This window comes from Burkholderia crassaminum (genome assembly GCF_964265005.1).
Lineage (GTDB): Bacteria > Pseudomonadota > Gammaproteobacteria > Burkholderiales > Burkholderiaceae > Burkholderia.
Genome location: NZ_OZ183800.1, coordinates 1,492,300 through 1,508,434, shown reverse-complemented (window position 1 = coordinate 1,508,434; position 16,135 = coordinate 1,492,300). Strand labels below are relative to the sequence as shown.

The window sequence follows — 16,135 nt, the reverse complement described above, 5'->3', positions numbered from 1 at the left end:
CCGTTCCTGTGTCGCGGCGGCGCTCAGGCCGCCGCCTCGGTCCCCGCCCGCAGGCGGTACTTCAGCACCTTCCCGGCGGCACTCGTCGGCAGTTGCTCGACGAACGTGAAATGCCGCGGCACCTTGTAGTTCGCCATGTTGCGGCGTGCCCAGTCGTTCAGTTCGTCGGCATCCGCGTGCGCACCCGGCCTCAGCACGACGTACGCATGCCCAACCTCACCGAGCCGCGTATCGGGCACACCGACCAGCGCGACCTGCGCGATCGCCGGATGCGCGGCGAGCAGTCGCTCGATCTCCGCCGGATAGCAGTTGAAGCCGCCGACGATGAACATGTCCTTGATGCGATCGGTGATCTTCAGGTTGCCGTTCGCATCGACGCAGCCGAGATCGCCCGTATGCAGCCAGCCATCGGGATCGACGGTCTCGCGCGTCGCGTCCGGCTGGTTGAAGTAGCCGCGCATCACATTGTAGCCGCGCACCCAGATCTCGCCGGTCTCGTCCGGCCCGAGCGGCACGCCGCCCGGCCCCGCGATGCGCAGCTCGACATCGGGCATCGGCCGGCCGGACGTATAGGCAACCGTTTCCGCATCGTCCCCTTGACGGCACAGCGTCGCGAAGCCGCACGATTCGGTCAGCCCGTAGCCGGTCAGCACCGTCTCGAAGCCGAGTTCCGCGCGCATCCGCTCGATCAGGCTTGGCGCGATCGCCGCCGCGCCCGTGACCGCGATCCGCAGCGACGACAGGTCGCGCGTCGCGCGATCGGGCGCGTCGAGCAGCGCGTAATACAGCGTCGGCGGGCCGGGCAGCACCGACACGCGGTCGTCGGCGACGCGCCGCAGCACGTCGGCCGGCTGGAACACGAGATGCGGCAGCACGGTCGCGCCGCTCGACAGCGCAGCGAGCCAGCCCGCCTTGTAGCCGAAGGTGTGGAAGAACGGATTGACGATCAGGTAGCGGTCGTCCGCGCGCACGCCGGCGATCGCCGCCCACGCCTGCGCGGCGCGCAGGTTCTGGCCATGCGCGGTCATCACGCCCTTCGGGCGGCCCGTCGTGCCGGACGTGAACATCAGGTCCATCACGGTGTCCGGCGTCACCTGTGCCTCGCGTTCGCGCACCGCGGCCAGCGGCACCTCGGCGCCGCGCGCGAGGAACGCGTTCCAGGTCTCGTCGCGCGCGCCGGGCGGCGGTTCGCCATCGAACACGACGACACGCTCGAGCGTCGCGGGCCGGTGCAGCGCGAGCATCGCCGGATAGGATTCGCCGAGGAAGGTGCCGCAGCAGAACAGCAGTCGCGCGCCGCCGTCGTGCAGGATGCCGCCCACCTCCATCCCCTTCATCCGCGTGTTGACCGGCACGAGGATCGCACCGACGGTATGGATCGCCAGCGCCGCGACGATCCATTGCGGCAGGTTCGGCGCCCATACCGCGATGCGGTCGCCGGACTCAATGCCGCTCGCGAGCAGCGCGCGGGCCGCGTCGAGACGGGCCGCGTCGAGTTCCGCGTAGGTCAGCCGGCCATGCTCCGACTCGATCGCCGGATGCGCGCCGTGGCGCGCGGCTGCCAGCGCGATCAGCGCGGGCGTGGTCAGGATTTCGTTGTCCATCGTCATAGATCAGGGTGGCCGTGCGCGCCGCCGGCGCGCCGCGGCTCAGTCGGGAAACACCACGCGCAGCGCATCGCTCGCGGGCCGTGCGCAACAGGCCAGCGTCCAGCCGGCCGCGATCTCGTCGTCGTCGAGCACGTGGTTGCTGTCGAGCGCAACCTCGCCGCGCTCGATCCGGCACATGCACGCGCCGCATTGCCCCATCCGGCAGGAATTCGGCGCCGGCACGCCCGCGCGCAGCATCGCGTCGAGCAGCGTTTCGCCGGGCGCGCTGTCGAACGCGAACGCGTCGCCGTCGAGCACCGTCTCGATCGCCGCGCCTTCGCCGGACGCCGCCGTTGCCGCGGCCTGCGCCGCGGAATCGGCCTGCACCGGTGCATCGGGCAACGACGCGAAACGCTCGACATGCACACGCGAGCGCGGCAACCCGAGGCCGAGCATCGCGGCCAGCGCGTTCTCCATGAACAGCGCGGGCCCGCAGATGAACGTCTCCTGCTGGCTGAACGGCCGCGCGAGTTCCTCGAGATGGCGCTGCTGCGGGATGCCCTGCACGCTGTCGAGCCAGTGGATCACGCGCACGCGGCCAGGATGACGCTGCGCGAGCTGCTGAAGTTCGTCGCGGAAAATCACCGAACGTTCGTCGCGGTTCGCATAGATCAGCGTCAGCATCCCGCGCCCGTGCACGAGCGCCGATTTCAGGATCGACAGCACGGGCGTGATGCCGCTGCCGCCCGCGAACAACAGCAGGTCGCCGTCGAGCGTGCGCGGCGTGAACACGCCGGCCGGCGGCAGCACCTCGAGCGTGTCGCCGGCCTGCACGCGGTCGCACAGCCAGTTCGACGCCCGGCCGTCGCGCACGCGCTTGACGGTGATCTTCGGCGCGGTGTCGATGCCCGGCGCGCTCGACAGCGAATAGCAGCGCGCGACGGTCGCGTCCGCGCACGGCACGTTCAGCGTCAGGAACTGCCCGGGCCGGTACGCGAATGCGTCGCGCAACGCGGCCGGCACGTCAAACACGAACGAGCACGCGTCGTCGCTTTCGGCAATCACTTCGGCTACGGTCAGCCGATGGAAGCGCGAATCGCTCATGGCCGGCTCCTCACGTCACGCGGCCGCACGGGCCACCGGCGCGCCGGGCGTCGTGTAGGCACCGTCGAGATAAACGAGCGGATCGACGTCGCCGCTCATCAGCACCTCACGAATGCGCCCGATGAACACCGTATGCGTGCCGTACTCGAAGCGGCCGTCCTGTTCGCACACGAAGCTCGCCTGCGAATCACGCAGATACGGAACCCCGTCCTGAGACGAGTGCCAGTCGCCGGTCGTGAAGCGCGCTTCGCCCTTCAGGCGGCCGCTGCAGTCGATCGCGACGCCTTCGTGGCGCGCGGACAACACGTTCACGCAGAACGACGCGCCCGCATCGAGCGGCGGATACAGCGACGCGGTGCGGTTGATGCAGATCAACAGCGAAGGCGGATCGGTCGACAGCGAATCGACCGCCGTCGCGGACATCGAGTAGCGCCGGCCGTCGTGCGCGCTGCTGATGACCGTGACGGAGCGCGCGAGGCGGCGCATCGCGAGCAGCATGTCGGTGCGCAGCGGATGGTTGGTGAGATCGCTCATCATTGGACTCCGTCAAGTTCAGTCGTGGATGGCCGGGCTGGCCGGCCGCCGGCGTCGGCCGCGTGTGCGGCCAGGTGATCGGCGGCGAGATACCCGAAGGTCATCGCCGGACCGAGCGTCGAGCCCGCGCCGGGGTAGCTCGCGCCCATCATCGATGCGCTGGTGTTGCCGATCGCGTAAAGGCCGTCGATCGGCGTGCCGTCGGCGCGCAGCACACGGGCGTGCACGTCGGTGACGAGCCCGCCCTTCGTGCCGATGTCGCCCGCATCGATTCGCACTGCGTAGAACGGCGCCTGGTCGACCGGCCCGAGGCACGGGTTCGGCTTGTTCTGCGGATCGCCGTAGTACGTGTCGAACGCGTTGTCGCCCTTGCCGAACGCCTCGTCGATGCCGGTCGCTGCATAGCGCGCCATGTCGCGCAGCGTGTCGTGCAGGCCGGCCGCGTCGACGCCGATGCGCGCGGCCAGCGCGTCGATCGTGTCGGCCTTCACGATCACGTCGCGAAACGCGGCCGGAATCCGCGCATCGGGCATCATCGACGCCGGCATGATCGGCCCGCACGGATACTTTCGGCGAAACCGCGCGTCGAACACCATCCAGGCGGGCACGCTCGCGCCGGTGCGCGCATGGTCGCGATACATCGCCGGCACGAACTCGGAATACGGCGCGGCTTCATTGACGAAGCGCTTGCCGAGGCTGTTGACGATCACGCAGCCCGGCAGGTTGCGTTCGACGAACAGCGCGCGCTGTTTCTCCTCGCCGGCGACACCGACCGTCGGCGCGCCCCACACATGCTCCATCAGCGCCAGCGCGCCGCCGAGCCGATGGCCTTCGGCGATCGCGTCGCCGGTGTTGGCCGGCGGCGTCGCGCTCCACTGCGCCTGCGTCGGCTGCGGCAGGTAGCGCTCGCGCATCGGCTGGTTACGCTCGAAACCGCCCGCGCCGAGAATCACGCCGCGTCGCGCGGCGATCGTCACGGGCTGCCCGAAGCGCTGCGCACGCACGCCCGTCACGCGGCCGTCCACATCGAGCAGGTCGCGCATCGGCGTATCGAGCCACACGGGCACGTTGCGCTCGAGCAGCGCGCGGCGCAGCCCGCCGATCAGCGCATTGCCGAGCGTCAGGCGCCGATCGCGCCGCGTGCGGCGGCGCATCCCGATATCGAGCCAGTACCGGCCGAACTGCGCGATCGCGAGCTTCATGAAGCCGGGCCCGCGCGAGAACAGCGTGTGCGCTTCCTTCGATGTGACCGCGACGCGCCCGCCGATCAGCGTGCCGGGTGACGGCGGCCGCAACCGGTCGAACTCGTCGCCGAGCAGCCCGCCGTCGAACGGCAGCGGGTCGAGCGCGCGATAGCCCGGCATCGCGCCCGGCACCTTCTGGAAATAGTCCGCGTACTTCGGCAGCGACTGGTAACGCACCGGCGTCTTCGATTCCAGGTAGCGCAGCATCTCCGGCGCGCGGTCGAGATACGTGTCGAGCTTCTCGGGCGTCGATTCGCCGGCCACACACGCTTCGATGTAGCCGCGCGCGGCCTCGCGCGAATCGGTTGCGCCCAGCTCGGCGATATGGTGGTTGCACGGCACCCAGATGCCGCCGCCCGAGACGGCCGACGTGCCGCCGTACAGCGCCGTCTTCTCGATCACGACGACGGACAGGCCGCGGTCGGCCGCGCGGCACGCGGCGAGCAGCGCGCCCGCGCCCGAACCGACGACCACCACGTCGAACACGTATTGCTGTGCTTGCGGGTCGTTCATCGCGTCTCCGTCAGATGAAGAAGTCGGTGTTCTCGCGGCCGAGCATCACGGCGCCGAGGTTCTGGCCGAAACGGTCCACGTTGTTCGCGTAGTGCGCGCGAGCCGCATGCAGGTCGAGGAAGCGGCGCACCAGCGGATTGCGGTGATAGATGCCGTTGCCGCCCGCGTAACGCAGCAGCGCGTTCGCCGCCTGTGCGCAGCGCTCGGCGACCTGCGCGGACTGGTAGCGGAAATGCACGCGGCGCTCGATCGACACGGCCGGGCCGCCGGTGACCGATGCCATCAGTTCCGCGAAATTGCGCTTGAGCAGCACCTTCATCTCGTCGATCGCGACGGCCGCGTTCGCGCACGCGTTCTGCGCGCCCGGATCGTCGGTCGTCTTCGCGCCGCTGTTGGCCGACACCCGCGTCGCCGCATAACCGGTGAAATCGTCGAGCGCACCCTGCAGCGCGCCGATGCACGACGTGCACACCGCGCGCACGAAGATCTGCGCGAACGGCAGCTTGAACAGCGGCGCATCGTTCACAGCGAGGCCGGGGCTCGTGCCCATCATTCCGTCGATCGCCTTGTGCGTGCGGTACGCGGGCACGAACACGTCGTCGACGACGATGTCGTGGCTGCCCGTCGCGCGCAGGCCGAGCACGTCCCAGTCCTGCTGGATCCGGTAATCGGATTTCGGCAGCAGGAAGGTGCGGTATTCCGGCGGCTGGCCGGCTTCGGCCGGCGGCACCAGCGCGCCGAGGAACACCCATTCGCACAGTTCGCTGCCGCTCGAGAACTTCCAGTGGCCCGACAGGCGGAAGCCGCCGTCGACCGGCGTCACGCGGCCGACCGGCATGTAGGTCGATGCGATCAGCGTCGCCGGGTCGTTGCCCCACACGTCCTGCTGCGCGCGCTCGTCGAACAGCGCGAGCTGCCAGTTGTGCACGCCGACGACGCCGTACACCCACGCGGTCGACATGCAGCCGCGCGCGAGCGCCATCTGGATGTCGAAGAAGGCCTGCGGATCGAGCTCGTAGCCGCCGTAGCGCTTCGGCTGCAGCACCTTGAAGAAGCCGGCGGCCTGCATGTCGGCGATCGTCTCGGCCGGGATGCGGCCCTGCGCTTCCGCCTGCGCGGCGCGGCCGGCCAGCGTCGGCGCCAGCGCCTCGGCCCGGGCGATCAGCGTGGCGGCCAATGCGTTCGAATCGTTGTCGCGATGCACGAATGTCTCCTGTGAAGCGGGTGATGCGCCGCGGCGCCTGCCCCGCTCTCGTTCAAAGTTGTTCGGCGCGGCCTGGCCGCGGGCGATGCTCGCCACCACCGATGGTCGGCTTCGCGCGACCGCGCCGCATCGTCCGACCGGACGGGACGACGGGCGTGGCCCAGGGCCCGTTCCGGCTGATGACGGGCTTGTGCTGGCCCCACGAATGAATTTCTCCAGACAGGGGAACGTGCCTTGCCGGCCATCAGCGTGAACAGGCCCTGATGCATCACGCGCAGGCGCGTTCCTTCTCCTTGTTGAAGAACGGGATCACGTGCTCGCCGATGTTGCGGATCGTCTCCATCTGCGCCTCGTGCGGCACCGTGCCCATCTGGCACAGGAACAGCACTTCGTCGACGCCGGCTTCCTGCAGGCGGCCGACATAGCCGATGCAGTCGTCCACCGTGCCGTACGCGTGGTTCGGGTTCATCATCGCGAGCGCCGGGTCGGCGAAGTTCACGACGACTTCCTCCGACGCGAAGCGCGAGCGGATCACCATCTCGCCGGTGTCGGCCTGCACGAGGTCGTCGCCCCACTTCGCCGGGTCCGGACGCTCGCCGCCCGTGTACCAGTACGCGAGCGATTCCATGAAATAGCGCTGGCCGCGGATGCCGATCTTGCGGGCGGCCTGGCCGTCGGCCATCACGACCGTCGGGCACAGCGCCGCGAGGTGCTGGGTCGGACGGAAGCCGACCTGGTCTTCCGGCTTGCGGTTCGCCCACGCTTCGCGGTACACGACGTTCTTCTTCGCGACTTCGTCGGGGCCGCCGAAGCCGAGCACCAGCGCGCCCATCCCGCGCTGGCCGGCGCGCAGCAGCGCGTCGGTGTTGGTGCACGCGAGGTACATCGGCGGGTGCGGATCCTGGAACGGCTTCGGGTGGATCGGACGCTTCGGAATCTTGATGTACTTGCCGTCGTGCTCGATCTCGTCCTGCACGAACATCTTCGGCACGAGGTACATCGACTCGTCGATCATCGGCTGCAGTTCGTTGAGGTCGTAGCCGAACGCGCCCGCTTCCTGCTGGCTGCCGCCCTTGCCGACGCCGAAGTGCACGCGGCCGCCGGACAGGATGTCGAGCAGCGCCACGCGCTCGGCGACCTTGATCGGGTGGTTCATCGCGGGCGGCAGGCACACGACGCCGTGGCCGAGGCCGATGCGCGTCGTGCGGCCGGCCAGGTACGCAAGGAAGGTTTCCGGCGCGCTCATGTGCGCATAGTTGGTCAGCGACGTGTGCTCCACGCACCAGATCGTGTCGAAGCCGACCTGCTCGGCCAGCAGCGCCTGTTCGACCGTCTCCTTGAATACCCGGTGGTCGCCCTCGCGCGATGCGTCGGTGGTCTGGGCTTCGTAGATGAGGGAAAACTTCATTGCGTGCGTCTCCATGTATGTTGGACGAGTCGGGGTCGCGCAGGCCGCCCGCACGATACGGACGAATAGCGACGGTCCACGAATGGGAGTGTCGGCGCGCCGGCTGGCGCGGACATCATCTGTTCGGAGTAGCTGCACGCCTGCGGGGACAGAGGGGTTTCACGGTCATCCGATCGGACTGCGTGAGCGCGCGAACGGCGCGCTAGCATCGACGGGCGGCGCGTTGCACGCCGCCCACATCAAGACAAGGGAGATCCGGGATGAAGGTATCGATGCTGCTGTATCCGGTCGACGACATCGACACGGCGCTGCCGCTGTTCGTCGACGGGCTGGGCCTGAACGTGAAGTTCCGCGACGGCGACCGCTATTGCGCGCTCGACGGCGGCCCGCTGACGATCGCGCTGGTCGCGGGCGACGAGCAGATCGTCGAGCGCGCGGCGCTCACGCTGCGCGTCGACGAGGACGACGACCTGTATGCGGCGATGGCGCGGGTCGTGAAGGCCGGCGCGTCGGTGCGCGTGCCCGTACAGGCCGGGCCGCACGAATTCCGCGCGGTGCTGGAGGACAAGAACGGCGCGCTGCTCGTGATTTCGCAGAAACGGGCTGCGTGACGGGTTGCGCGACGGGTCGCATGACGGGTCGCATGACATCACGCAGCGCGGGCGCCGGATACGGTCGCCTCGCGTGTGCCGAATCCGTTACGCGTTTGCGCCCGGTGTGCTCAGGTCGCTCGCTTCCAGCAATTCGAGCAACGTGCGCGCCGGCTGGCTGAGCCGCTTCGCGGCCAGTGCGATGAATTCGATCTCGGGCAGCACGGGCAGCGCGCTGCCGTTGACCAGCGGCGCCAGCCCGCCCGTCGACAAATGGTGCGACGTCGCGGTCAAACCGAGCCCCGCGCGCGCGGCCGCGATGCAGCCCGGCTGGCTGCTGCTCGAACACACGACCTCCCAGCCGATCCCCTTCTCGGCGAGCGCGTTCAGGACGATCGCGCGCGTCACGCTCGGCTCGGCGACCAGCACGAGCGGCAGCGGCCGCTCCGGATCGACGACGGTGCCGGGCCGCGCGACCCATTCGAGCCGCGTGCGCAAGAGCGGCGTGCCGCGCCGCTCGCCGAGCCGCCGCTTGCCGATCATCAGGTCGAGTGCACCCGCGTCCAGCCCTTCGTAGAGCCGGCTCGTCATGCCGGTGGTGATCTCCAGTGCGACGTCCGGGTGCGCGGCGCGAAACCCGGCCAGCACGTCCGGCAACGCGACGAGCGCGAGGTCGTCCGGCGCGCCGAGTCGCACCCGGCCCTGCAGCCTCGGCTTGCGGAATTGCGATTCCGCTCGGTTCAGCGCCTGCAGGATCACGTTCGCGTGCACGAGCAGCGCCTCGCCGTCGGCCGTCATCGCGATCGAATGCGTGTCGCGCACGAACAGCCGCCGCCCGACGCTCTCTTCGAGACGACGGATGTGTTCGCTGACGCTCGACTGGTTGAGCCCGAGCTGCCGCCCCGCTTCGGTGAAGCTGCGGCAGTTCGTGACGGTCGCGAACGTCTTGAGCCAGACGGGATTGAGCATCCGGCATTGTCATCGGTATTTCCGATGACAGTCAACGCCTTCAGGCGGCTTCCCGATGACCGTCCGAATCGGTACCATCGTGCGCTTGAAGACCGGCAGGTGCCGCGCCAAGGCACCGCCCGCGCCGGCCTTTGCACCACCGAATTCGCCATGTCCCGGGAACCCACACACTCCGCGCTGCTCTGGATCGTCGCCGCTGCGTTCTTCATGCAGTCGCTCGACACGACGATCGTCAACACCGCCCTGCCTTCGATCGCGCAAAGCCTGCACGCGTCGCCGCTCGCGATGCAGCCCGTCGTGGTTGCCTACACGCTGATGATGGCGATGCTCACACCGGCGTCCGGCTGGCTCGCCGACCGGTTCGGCACGCGCCGCGTGTTCTCGGTCGCCATTCTCGTGTTCATGCTCGCGTCGATCGGCTGCGCGGCGTCGCATACGCTCGGCCAGCTCGTCGCCGCGCGCGCGCTGCAGGGCATCGGCGGCTCGATGCTGCTGCCGATCGGGCGGCTCGCCGTGCTGCGCCGCGTGCCGGGCGAGCAGTACGTCGCGGCGATCGCGTTCGTGTCGATCGCCGGCCAGCTCGGCCCGATCGTCGGGCCGACGCTCGGCGGCTGGCTCACGCAGGCGATTTCGTGGCACTGGGTGTTCATCGTCAACGTGCCGGTCGGCGTGGTCGGCTTCCTCGCCGTGCAGCGCTACCTGCCGCACGACCAGGCGTCGCAACCGCCGCCCTTCGACTTCGTCGGCTGTGCGCTGTTGTCGGTCGCGATGATCGCGCTGTCGCTCGCGATCGACCCGCCGATGCCCGCGCATCGCGCGGCATGGGCGGCCGGGCTCGCCGTGCTCGGGCTGGCAAGCGCGCTCGCATACCTGCCGCACGCGCGGCGGCGCGCGCAGCCGCTGTTCCGGCTCGGGCTGTTCCGCGAGCCGAACTTCGGTTCGGGGCTGCTCGGCAACCTGCTGTGCCGGATCGGCACGAGCTCGGTGCCGTTCATGCTGCCGCTGCTGATGCAGGTGCAGCTCGGCTATACGCCGCTGCAGTCGGGGCTGATGATGCTGCCGGCCGCGATCGCGGGCGTCATCGCGAAACGCTGGATCGCGCCGCTCGTGAAGCGCTTCGGCTACGCAGCGTTCCTGGTCGTGAATACGGGGATCGTCGGTTGCGCGATCGCGGGGTTCGCGCTGGTGTCGGCGCGGCCGGCACCGCTACTGGAAGGGGCACTGCTGATCGTGTTCGGCGCCGCGAACTCGATGCAGTTCGCGGCGATGAACGGCGTGACGCTCAAGGGGCTGTCGCATGCCGACGCCGGCAGCGGCAACAGCCTTTTCACGATGATGCAGATGCTGGCGATGGGGCTCGGCGTGTCGATCGGCGGCGGGCTCGTCAACCTGTTTGCCGCCTATTGGGGCTCGATGGCACACGGGTTCATGCTGTCGTTCGCGTGCATGGGCGTCGTCACGTTGCTGTCGTCTGCCGTGTTCCGGCGGATCGATACGGCCGCGCCGCCGGCCAGTGCAGCAGCACGCCCGTCCGCTTGAGCGCGGCCGTCAGTTCGCCTGCCGCCGCTCGACCACGCGCTTGAGCACCCAGCGAATCGACGAACCGTCGGCCGGCGGCTGCGCGACGTGGTATTCGTCGATTTCAAGCGTGTACAGGTAACCGGGCTGATAAGCGAACCCTTCGATGCCCGCGTACCACAGGCTCCACGGCTCGTTCGGGCTGTTTCGCACCTGCAGGCACTCCATCGGCGCGACGCCCGTGCAGCGCGCGGATTGCGGCGCGACGTAGACAGTCCTGGTCACCGGCTTGGCGTCGGCCGGGCGCACCGCGTTCGGCGCCGTGGCGGCCGCGTCGGTCTGGCATCCGGCGAGGAGCGTGCTGCCGGCAATGACGGCCGCGCCGAGCAGTGTTCTGGATTGGCGAATCATCTGATGTTCCTCAGGAAGCGTTGGAGGGCCGATTAGAGACCCGCACGTCGAGAAAGTTCACAAATACCTTACAGAAATCGATCCACCACCTTCATTCGTGGGATGTCGCGCGCGAACCGATACGTTACCGTGATCCGGTTCAGCCGCGCGCATCGTCGCCGGCGGCTCACACGTGCACGCCGGGCGACGGGGCCAGTTCAGCCCTGCCGACCCGGTGCCCGCAACAGGAGACAACCCGAATGACCACGGCGCCTGCGGCCCTGCCGCCATATCTTGCCCAATCCAAACTGACGCTCGAGCAGTTCGACGCCTTGCTCACGACCATCTACGAAGGCCCGCTCGAAGACGTGCCGTGGGGCGCCGCGCTCGAACAGATCCGCGTGCACCTGCACGCGAACTACGTGACGATGATCCTGCGCTGGCCGGCCAGCGGCCACACGGGGCTGATGATCAACGCGTCCGAGCAGAGTGCGCCGCTGACGGGCGTCGCGTCGTACAACAACTACTACTACGCACTCGACCCGTTCGTGAACCTGCCGAGCGATCGCGTCGTCACCGTCGACGAACTGCTCGGCGTCGGCGTCTGGCGCAGCAGCGCGATGTATCGCGAGTTCCTCGAGCCGTTCGACGTCGGGTACCTGATGGGCGCGGACCTGCGCACGCCCGACGGAATCGAGTGCCGTTTCCGCGTGTGCCGCTCACATCGCGACCGCGCGTTCACGGCGACCGACAAGGCCGCCTGCAACGCGCTGCTGCCGCACCTGAAGCGCGCGGTGCGCCTGCACGCGAAGTTCGGGATGGTCGAATCCGAACGCACGCTGTACGCGAGCACGATCGACCGCATGCTCGTCGCCACCGCGATCCTCGACGAGCGCGGCGCGATCATGAAGACCAATTGCGTCGCGGACGAGATCTTCGCCGAATGCGACGGCCTGCGCGTGCGCGGCGACGCGCTCGAAGCGTCGTATCCGCTGGAGGATCGCAAGCTGCAGAAGCTGATCCGGCAGGTGCTGGCGGAGCGCGCGGGCGGCGCGCCGTCGGTCGCGCAGGCGATCGCCGTGCCGCGCCCGTCCGGCAAGCCGCCGCTCGGCGTGCTGATCCGTGCGGTGCCGCTCAGCGAATGGTCGGAGGACAATCCGCGCCGGCCGGCGTGTGCGATCTTCGTCCGCGATGCCGAGCGCAAGTCGCAGGCGTCGCACGACATCGTGCGCAAGCTGTTCGATCTCACGCCCGCCGAAACCGCGCTGGCGCTCGCGCTCGTCAACGGGCAGACGCTCGAGGAAGCGGCCGACGAGCTCGCGATCAGCAAGAACACCGCGCGCTCGCACCTGCGTGCGATTTTTTCGAAAACGGGTGTCACGCGGCAGGCGACGCTCGTCAGGACGTTGCTGAACAGCGTGCTGTCGCTGGGGTGAACTGCGCGGCGCGAGGGCGACCTGCCGGCATTCGTCATCGAAAGCGCGGAGCCACGGCATCCGCGTGAATGCCGTGTGCGCCGGCGGCATCGCCCGTCAGGCGATCACCGTCCGCCCGGAAAACCGTGGCGACAACGCACGATTGAAGCAGTCCACGCCGATGGCGCAGCTCGGCGCATCGCGCGACGTCGCGGAAGCGATGGCGTGGCTGCGCTCGCCCGCCGCGCGCGTCATGACCGGTCAGGCAATCGCAGTCGACGGCGGATTCACCGTGTGTTGATCGTGTACCATCGGCGCTTCCCGATATGCCTGATCGCGCTGCGTTCGTCCGCCCGGCTCCACGCGTACGATTCGCGCAACGCCCCCCGCTTCGCATGACCTCACCCGTTCCGTCCGACGCCGTGCTGCGCCCGCTGCCGATCGATGCGCTGACCGTGCCGGCCGCGCTCGACGGACGCACGGGCACCAACCGCTCGAACAGCGCGCATCCGCAGATTGCCGCGACCAACGACCTCGACGCGGTGCGCGCCTGGCTCGCGCGCTTCGTCGATACGCCGACCACGTTCCAGAATTACCGCAAGGAAGCCGAACGCCTGCTGCTGTGGGCCGTGATCGCGTGCGGCAAGCCGCTGTCGTCGCTCACGCACGAAGACCTGATCGTCTACCGGCAGTTCCTGCTCGCGCCCGCGCCGGCCGAGCTGTGGTGCGCGAACGGCGGCCGCAAGCATCCGCGCGACGATCCGCGCTGGCGGCCGTTCTACGGGCCGCTGTCGGCGGCCAGCCAGCGGCAGGCGCTGGTGATCCTGAACGTGATGTTCTCGTGGCTCGTGCAGGCCGGCTATCTGGCCGGCAATCCGCTCGCGTTGTCGCGCCAGCGGCAGCGCCGACCCGCGCCGCGCGTCACGCGCCATCTCGGGCAGCCGCTGTGGCAGTCGGTCAAGGAGGCGATCGCCGCGATGCCGCGCGACGACGCGCGGGCGGGCTTCCATGCGGACCGCGCGCGCTGGCTGTTCACACTGCTGTATCTCGGCGGGCTGCGCATCACCGAAGCGGCCGACACGACGATGGGCCAGTTCTTTTGCAGGCGGGATGCGGACGGGCGCGACCGCTGGTGGCTCGACGTGACGGGCAAAGGCGGCCGGCAGCGGCTCGTGCCGGCCACCGACGAAATGATGGTCGAGCTGTCTCGCTACCGGCGCACGCACGGCCTGCCCGCGTTGCCGTCCGACGGCGAGCCCACGCCGCTCGTGCTGCCGGTCGGCCAGGCGCGCAAGCCGCTCACGCGCGCGGCGCTGCACCGGATCGTGAAGCAGGTGTTCCGGCACGCGGCCGACCGGCTGCGCGCGAACGGCGCAGCCGGCGAGCAGCAGGCGCGCGTGCTCGAACAGGCGTCCGCGCACTGGCTGCGCCACAGCGCGGGCTCGCACATGGCCGACGGTCGCGTCGACCTGCGGCTCGTGCGCGACAACCTCGGCCACGCGTCGCTCACGACGACGAGCCAGTACCTGCACGCGGACGACGACTGGCGGCATCGCGAAACGGAAGAGAAACACCGGATCGGGTGGTAGGCGCGCGTCGACCTGACGGATCACGACTCGCGCGACGCGTCCGTGCTCAGTGAGCGAGTTCGAGCCCGCCCAGGCCGCCATTGCTGCGGCATTTCTCGCGCTCGCCTTTCCCCTGCCAGTCGATTTGCCCGCACATCACGTCGATGCGCTTGCGGTAGCTGTCGATCAGGCACTGCGTCGTCGTGCAGCGGTTACGCGCCTTCAGCCACGCCTTCTGGGTCGCCATGAACTGCTCGTACTCGGGCGGATCCTCGACCGGATAGTTGCCGAAGTCGTAGAGCATGTGCTGGTAATCCGCGTTGAGCGCATCGTCGAGGCGCGACAACGTCGGATTGGTGCAGATTTCGCGCTCCACGAACGTGGATGCTTTCGCGCAGTTGAACGACGCGGCGTGCGCACCGGTCATGCCGGCCGCGACGGCCAGCGCAACGAGCCATGCTTTCATGTGGGTGCCGTAACGAAGATAACGGCGGCCGTGGATCGGCTCGCCGTGACGGGCGAACGGGCAAGCCCGTCGCCGGATGCCCGTCGCCGGGATCCGGCAGCTTAGGGCAACGCGCATCGCAGTTCAATACGCCGCGCCACTTGCCCACACCCACGCCGCATGCAGCACGTCACGTCACACCCGATCAGTACACACCCACCCAGTGCCCGGGCACCCATGCCCAGTGATTGCCGGCCCACCGGTAATGCCCCTTCGCCCAGCGATAGCCCGGCGCGGGCATCGGAGGCGGCGTCTCGACGACCGGCGCCGGTTGCGGCGGCCGCACGGGTTCGACTACGCAGGCGGACATCAGCGTCGCAGTGGCCGCTACCAGCACGGTGAGCGAAACGGATCGGATCTTCATCATCTTGCATTCTCCCTTTTGTGTCGTGGACGGATCGGCGCGGAAGCGGCAACGCTGCGCGTCACGCCGTGCCGCGTATCAGCCCGCTCATCGGCCGCGTCGCGCCGCTTTCCGCGAACAGCGCGGACGCGGTGCGCTGCGGATCGAGCCGCAGGCTTTCGGCGGCGGCGCCCGAGATCAGCGCGTCGAGCGACGCGGTCGGCTTCAGGTCGCGCCCTTCGTACAGATCGCCCGGCCGCAAACCCGGCCAGTCGGCGATCACGCGACCGCCCGCGACCGCGCCGCCCGCGAGCATCGCGACCGACGCCTGCCCGTGATCGGTGCCGCCCGTGCCGTTCGCGGCGGCCGTGCGGCCGAACTCGGTCGCCACCAGCACCGTGGTCTGCTGCCATACGGGCCCGAGGCCGTCGCGCAGCGCCGCGAGCATCGTGTCGAGTGCTTTCAGCTGATTCGCGAGCCGTGCGTTCTGCGCACTGTGCGTGTCCCAGCCGCCCGTTTCGATCATCGCGATGCGCGGGCCGTCGTCGCGCGCGAGAAACGTCGCGGCGAGCTTGCCGACGCCCGCCGGATCCTGCCGCGCGTGCGCATCGCCGGCGAGGCCGCGCGCATCCATCGCCGATTGCCATAACGGGCCGAGCTGCGCGTCGGCCTCGTAGAGCGCCGACACGCGCGCGAGCAGGTCGTCCGGCGCGGCCGGCAAACCGGACGCCGCGTACGACGCTGCCTGCACGGTGCCGCGCAGCGCGAGCGGCACGGTCGGCGCGAACGCAATCGCGCTTTCGCGCGTCGCCGGCAGCAGCGCGGCGAGCCGGTTCAGCCACCCGTCCTTCACCTGATACGGCGCGCGGCCGCCCGTCTCGAGCACGTTCTGGCCGTCGAAATGCGAGCGGTCGCGATACGGCGACGCGATCGCATGAACGAACAGCGCCTGCCCGTCGCGGTACAACTGCGCGGTCTGCACGAGCGACGGATGCAGCGCGAACGTGCCGTCGAGCCGCGTCGCGGCCGCCGTGTCGATCGCAAGCGGGCCGCGCAGCGACGCATACGCGGGTTCGGCATACGGCACGAGGGTATTCAGGCCGTCGGCCGCGCCGCGCTGGATCACGAACACGAAGCGTCGATCGGTCTCGACGTTCGCGAACACGAGCCGCGGCGCGACGAGCATCGCGCCTGCGCCGGCGGCAGCCACGCTCAGGAATTGTCGGCGGGACAGTGCCATG

At 69.4% G+C, this 16,135-nt stretch carries 16 protein-coding genes; 5 read left to right on the top strand and 11 right to left on the bottom strand.

Going from position 1 to position 16,135, the window contains the following annotated elements:
• Window positions 1-23: 23 nt before the first annotated feature.
• The 6 genes from ACPTTF_RS23800 to ACPTTF_RS23775 form a co-directional block, all read right to left on the bottom strand.
• Window positions 24-1,610 (bottom strand): FadD3 family acyl-CoA ligase, encoded by a 1,587-nt coding sequence (locus ACPTTF_RS23800; RefSeq protein ID WP_423368464.1) that lies wholly within the window; start codon window positions 1,608-1,610, stop codon window positions 24-26.
• A gap of 39 nt (window positions 1,611-1,649) precedes the next feature.
• Window positions 1,650-2,693, bottom strand: coding sequence for a 2Fe-2S iron-sulfur cluster-binding protein (locus ACPTTF_RS23795; protein WP_423368463.1), 1,044 nt, complete (start codon window positions 2,691-2,693; stop codon window positions 1,650-1,652).
• 15 nt (window positions 2,694-2,708) lie between these two features.
• Window positions 2,709-3,227: a flavin reductase family protein gene (locus ACPTTF_RS23790; protein ID WP_166952138.1), complete on the bottom strand. Its 519-nt coding sequence runs from the start codon at window positions 3,225-3,227 to the stop codon at window positions 2,709-2,711.
• Window positions 3,227-4,984, bottom strand: a complete 1,758-nt coding sequence (locus ACPTTF_RS23785; RefSeq protein WP_423368462.1) for an FAD-dependent oxidoreductase — start codon at window positions 4,982-4,984, stop codon at window positions 3,227-3,229. Before ACPTTF_RS23785 ends, ACPTTF_RS23790 begins: the two co-directional genes overlap by 1 nt.
• Window positions 4,985-4,994: 10 nt before the next feature.
• Window positions 4,995-6,188, bottom strand: coding sequence for an acyl-CoA dehydrogenase family protein (locus ACPTTF_RS23780; protein ID WP_166952133.1), 1,194 nt, complete (start codon window positions 6,186-6,188; stop codon window positions 4,995-4,997).
• A 268-nt stretch (window positions 6,189-6,456) separates the two neighbouring features.
• Window positions 6,457-7,596, bottom strand: coding sequence for an LLM class flavin-dependent oxidoreductase (locus ACPTTF_RS23775; protein ID WP_060359283.1), 1,140 nt, complete (start codon window positions 7,594-7,596; stop codon window positions 6,457-6,459).
• Window positions 7,597-7,856: 260 nt separating this feature from the next.
• Here ACPTTF_RS23775 and ACPTTF_RS23770 point away from each other — a divergent pair, with 260 nt between their 5' ends.
• Window positions 7,857-8,207, top strand: a complete 351-nt coding sequence (locus ACPTTF_RS23770) for a VOC family protein (protein ID WP_166952130.1) — start codon at window positions 7,857-7,859, stop codon at window positions 8,205-8,207.
• A gap of 87 nt (window positions 8,208-8,294) precedes the next feature.
• Here the strand turns inward: ACPTTF_RS23770 and ACPTTF_RS23765 are convergent, their stop codons facing one another.
• On the bottom strand, window positions 8,295-9,155 hold the full coding sequence (locus ACPTTF_RS23765; protein ID WP_166952128.1) for a LysR family transcriptional regulator: 861 nt from the start codon (window positions 9,153-9,155) through the stop codon (window positions 8,295-8,297).
• Window positions 9,156-9,305: 150 nt separating this feature from the next.
• On the opposite strand from ACPTTF_RS23765, the gene ACPTTF_RS23760 reads away from it, so the two are divergent.
• Window positions 9,306-10,694 (top strand): DHA2 family efflux MFS transporter permease subunit, encoded by a 1,389-nt coding sequence (locus tag ACPTTF_RS23760; RefSeq protein ID WP_423368461.1) that lies wholly within the window; start codon window positions 9,306-9,308, stop codon window positions 10,692-10,694.
• A gap of 9 nt (window positions 10,695-10,703) precedes the next feature.
• Here the strand turns inward: ACPTTF_RS23760 and ACPTTF_RS23755 are convergent, their stop codons facing one another.
• Window positions 10,704-11,084, bottom strand: a complete 381-nt coding sequence (locus ACPTTF_RS23755; protein WP_423368460.1) for a DUF4377 domain-containing protein — start codon at window positions 11,082-11,084, stop codon at window positions 10,704-10,706.
• Window positions 11,085-11,323: 239 nt separating this feature from the next.
• Between ACPTTF_RS23755 and ACPTTF_RS23750 the strand changes: the two genes are divergently transcribed.
• The 3 genes from ACPTTF_RS23750 to ACPTTF_RS23740 all read left to right on the top strand — a co-directional run bounded on the left by ACPTTF_RS23750 (window position 11,324) and on the right by ACPTTF_RS23740 (window position 14,067).
• The gene (locus tag ACPTTF_RS23750; RefSeq protein ID WP_423368459.1) at window positions 11,324-12,499 is read left to right on the top strand and encodes a helix-turn-helix transcriptional regulator; all 1,176 of its coding nucleotides are present in this window, start codon (window positions 11,324-11,326) and stop codon (window positions 12,497-12,499) included.
• A gap of 1 nt (window position 12,500) precedes the next feature.
• Window positions 12,501-12,779 (top strand): SDR family oxidoreductase, encoded by a 279-nt coding sequence (locus ACPTTF_RS23745; protein ID WP_423369863.1) that lies wholly within the window; start codon window positions 12,501-12,503, stop codon window positions 12,777-12,779.
• A 94-nt stretch (window positions 12,780-12,873) separates the two neighbouring features.
• Window positions 12,874-14,067, top strand: a complete 1,194-nt coding sequence (locus ACPTTF_RS23740) for a tyrosine-type recombinase/integrase (protein ID WP_423368458.1) — start codon at window positions 12,874-12,876, stop codon at window positions 14,065-14,067.
• Between the two features lie 46 nt (window positions 14,068-14,113).
• On the opposite strand, the gene ACPTTF_RS23735 is transcribed toward ACPTTF_RS23740, so the two are convergent.
• The 3 genes from ACPTTF_RS23735 to ACPTTF_RS23725 form a co-directional block, all read right to left on the bottom strand.
• On the bottom strand, window positions 14,114-14,512 hold the full coding sequence (locus ACPTTF_RS23735) for a lysozyme inhibitor LprI family protein (protein WP_423368457.1): 399 nt from the start codon (window positions 14,510-14,512) through the stop codon (window positions 14,114-14,116).
• A gap of 184 nt (window positions 14,513-14,696) precedes the next feature.
• Window positions 14,697-14,915 (bottom strand): hypothetical protein, encoded by a 219-nt coding sequence (locus tag ACPTTF_RS23730; RefSeq protein ID WP_423369862.1) that lies wholly within the window; start codon window positions 14,913-14,915, stop codon window positions 14,697-14,699.
• Between the two features lie 61 nt (window positions 14,916-14,976).
• Window positions 14,977-16,134, bottom strand: coding sequence for a DUF1501 domain-containing protein (locus tag ACPTTF_RS23725; protein ID WP_423368456.1), 1,158 nt, complete (start codon window positions 16,132-16,134; stop codon window positions 14,977-14,979).
• Window position 16,135: the final 1 nt, after the last annotated feature.

Excerpts from the sequence above, each read along its gene's own strand:
- ACPTTF_RS23800 (WP_423368464.1), bottom strand. The coding sequence starts at position 1,610 with ATGACGATGGACAACGAAATCCTGACCACGCCCGCGCTGATCGCGCTG.
- ACPTTF_RS23795 (WP_423368463.1), bottom strand. The coding sequence starts at position 2,693 with ATGAGCGATTCGCGCTTCCATCGGCTGACCGTAGCCGAAGTGATTGCC.
- ACPTTF_RS23790 (WP_166952138.1), bottom strand. The coding sequence starts at position 3,227 with ATGAGCGATCTCACCAACCATCCGCTGCGCACCGACATGCTGCTCGCG.
- ACPTTF_RS23785 (WP_423368462.1), bottom strand. The coding sequence starts at position 4,984 with ATGAACGACCCGCAAGCACAGCAATACGTGTTCGACGTGGTGGTCGTC.
- ACPTTF_RS23775 (WP_060359283.1), bottom strand. The coding sequence starts at position 7,596 with ATGAAGTTTTCCCTCATCTACGAAGCCCAGACCACCGACGCATCGCGC.
- ACPTTF_RS23770 (WP_166952130.1), top strand. The coding sequence starts at position 7,857 with ATGAAGGTATCGATGCTGCTGTATCCGGTCGACGACATCGACACGGCG.
- ACPTTF_RS23765 (WP_166952128.1), bottom strand. The coding sequence starts at position 9,155 with ATGCTCAATCCCGTCTGGCTCAAGACGTTCGCGACCGTCACGAACTGC.
- ACPTTF_RS23760 (WP_423368461.1), top strand. The coding sequence starts at position 9,306 with ATGTCCCGGGAACCCACACACTCCGCGCTGCTCTGGATCGTCGCCGCT.
- ACPTTF_RS23755 (WP_423368460.1), bottom strand. The coding sequence starts at position 11,084 with ATGATTCGCCAATCCAGAACACTGCTCGGCGCGGCCGTCATTGCCGGC.
- ACPTTF_RS23750 (WP_423368459.1), top strand. The coding sequence starts at position 11,324 with ATGACCACGGCGCCTGCGGCCCTGCCGCCATATCTTGCCCAATCCAAA.
- ACPTTF_RS23740 (WP_423368458.1), top strand. The coding sequence starts at position 12,874 with ATGACCTCACCCGTTCCGTCCGACGCCGTGCTGCGCCCGCTGCCGATC.
- ACPTTF_RS23735 (WP_423368457.1), bottom strand. The coding sequence starts at position 14,512 with ATGAAAGCATGGCTCGTTGCGCTGGCCGTCGCGGCCGGCATGACCGGT.
- ACPTTF_RS23730 (WP_423369862.1), bottom strand. The coding sequence starts at position 14,915 with ATGAAGATCCGATCCGTTTCGCTCACCGTGCTGGTAGCGGCCACTGCG.
- ACPTTF_RS23725 (WP_423368456.1), bottom strand. The coding sequence starts at position 16,134 with ATGGCACTGTCCCGCCGACAATTCCTGAGCGTGGCTGCCGCCGGCGCA.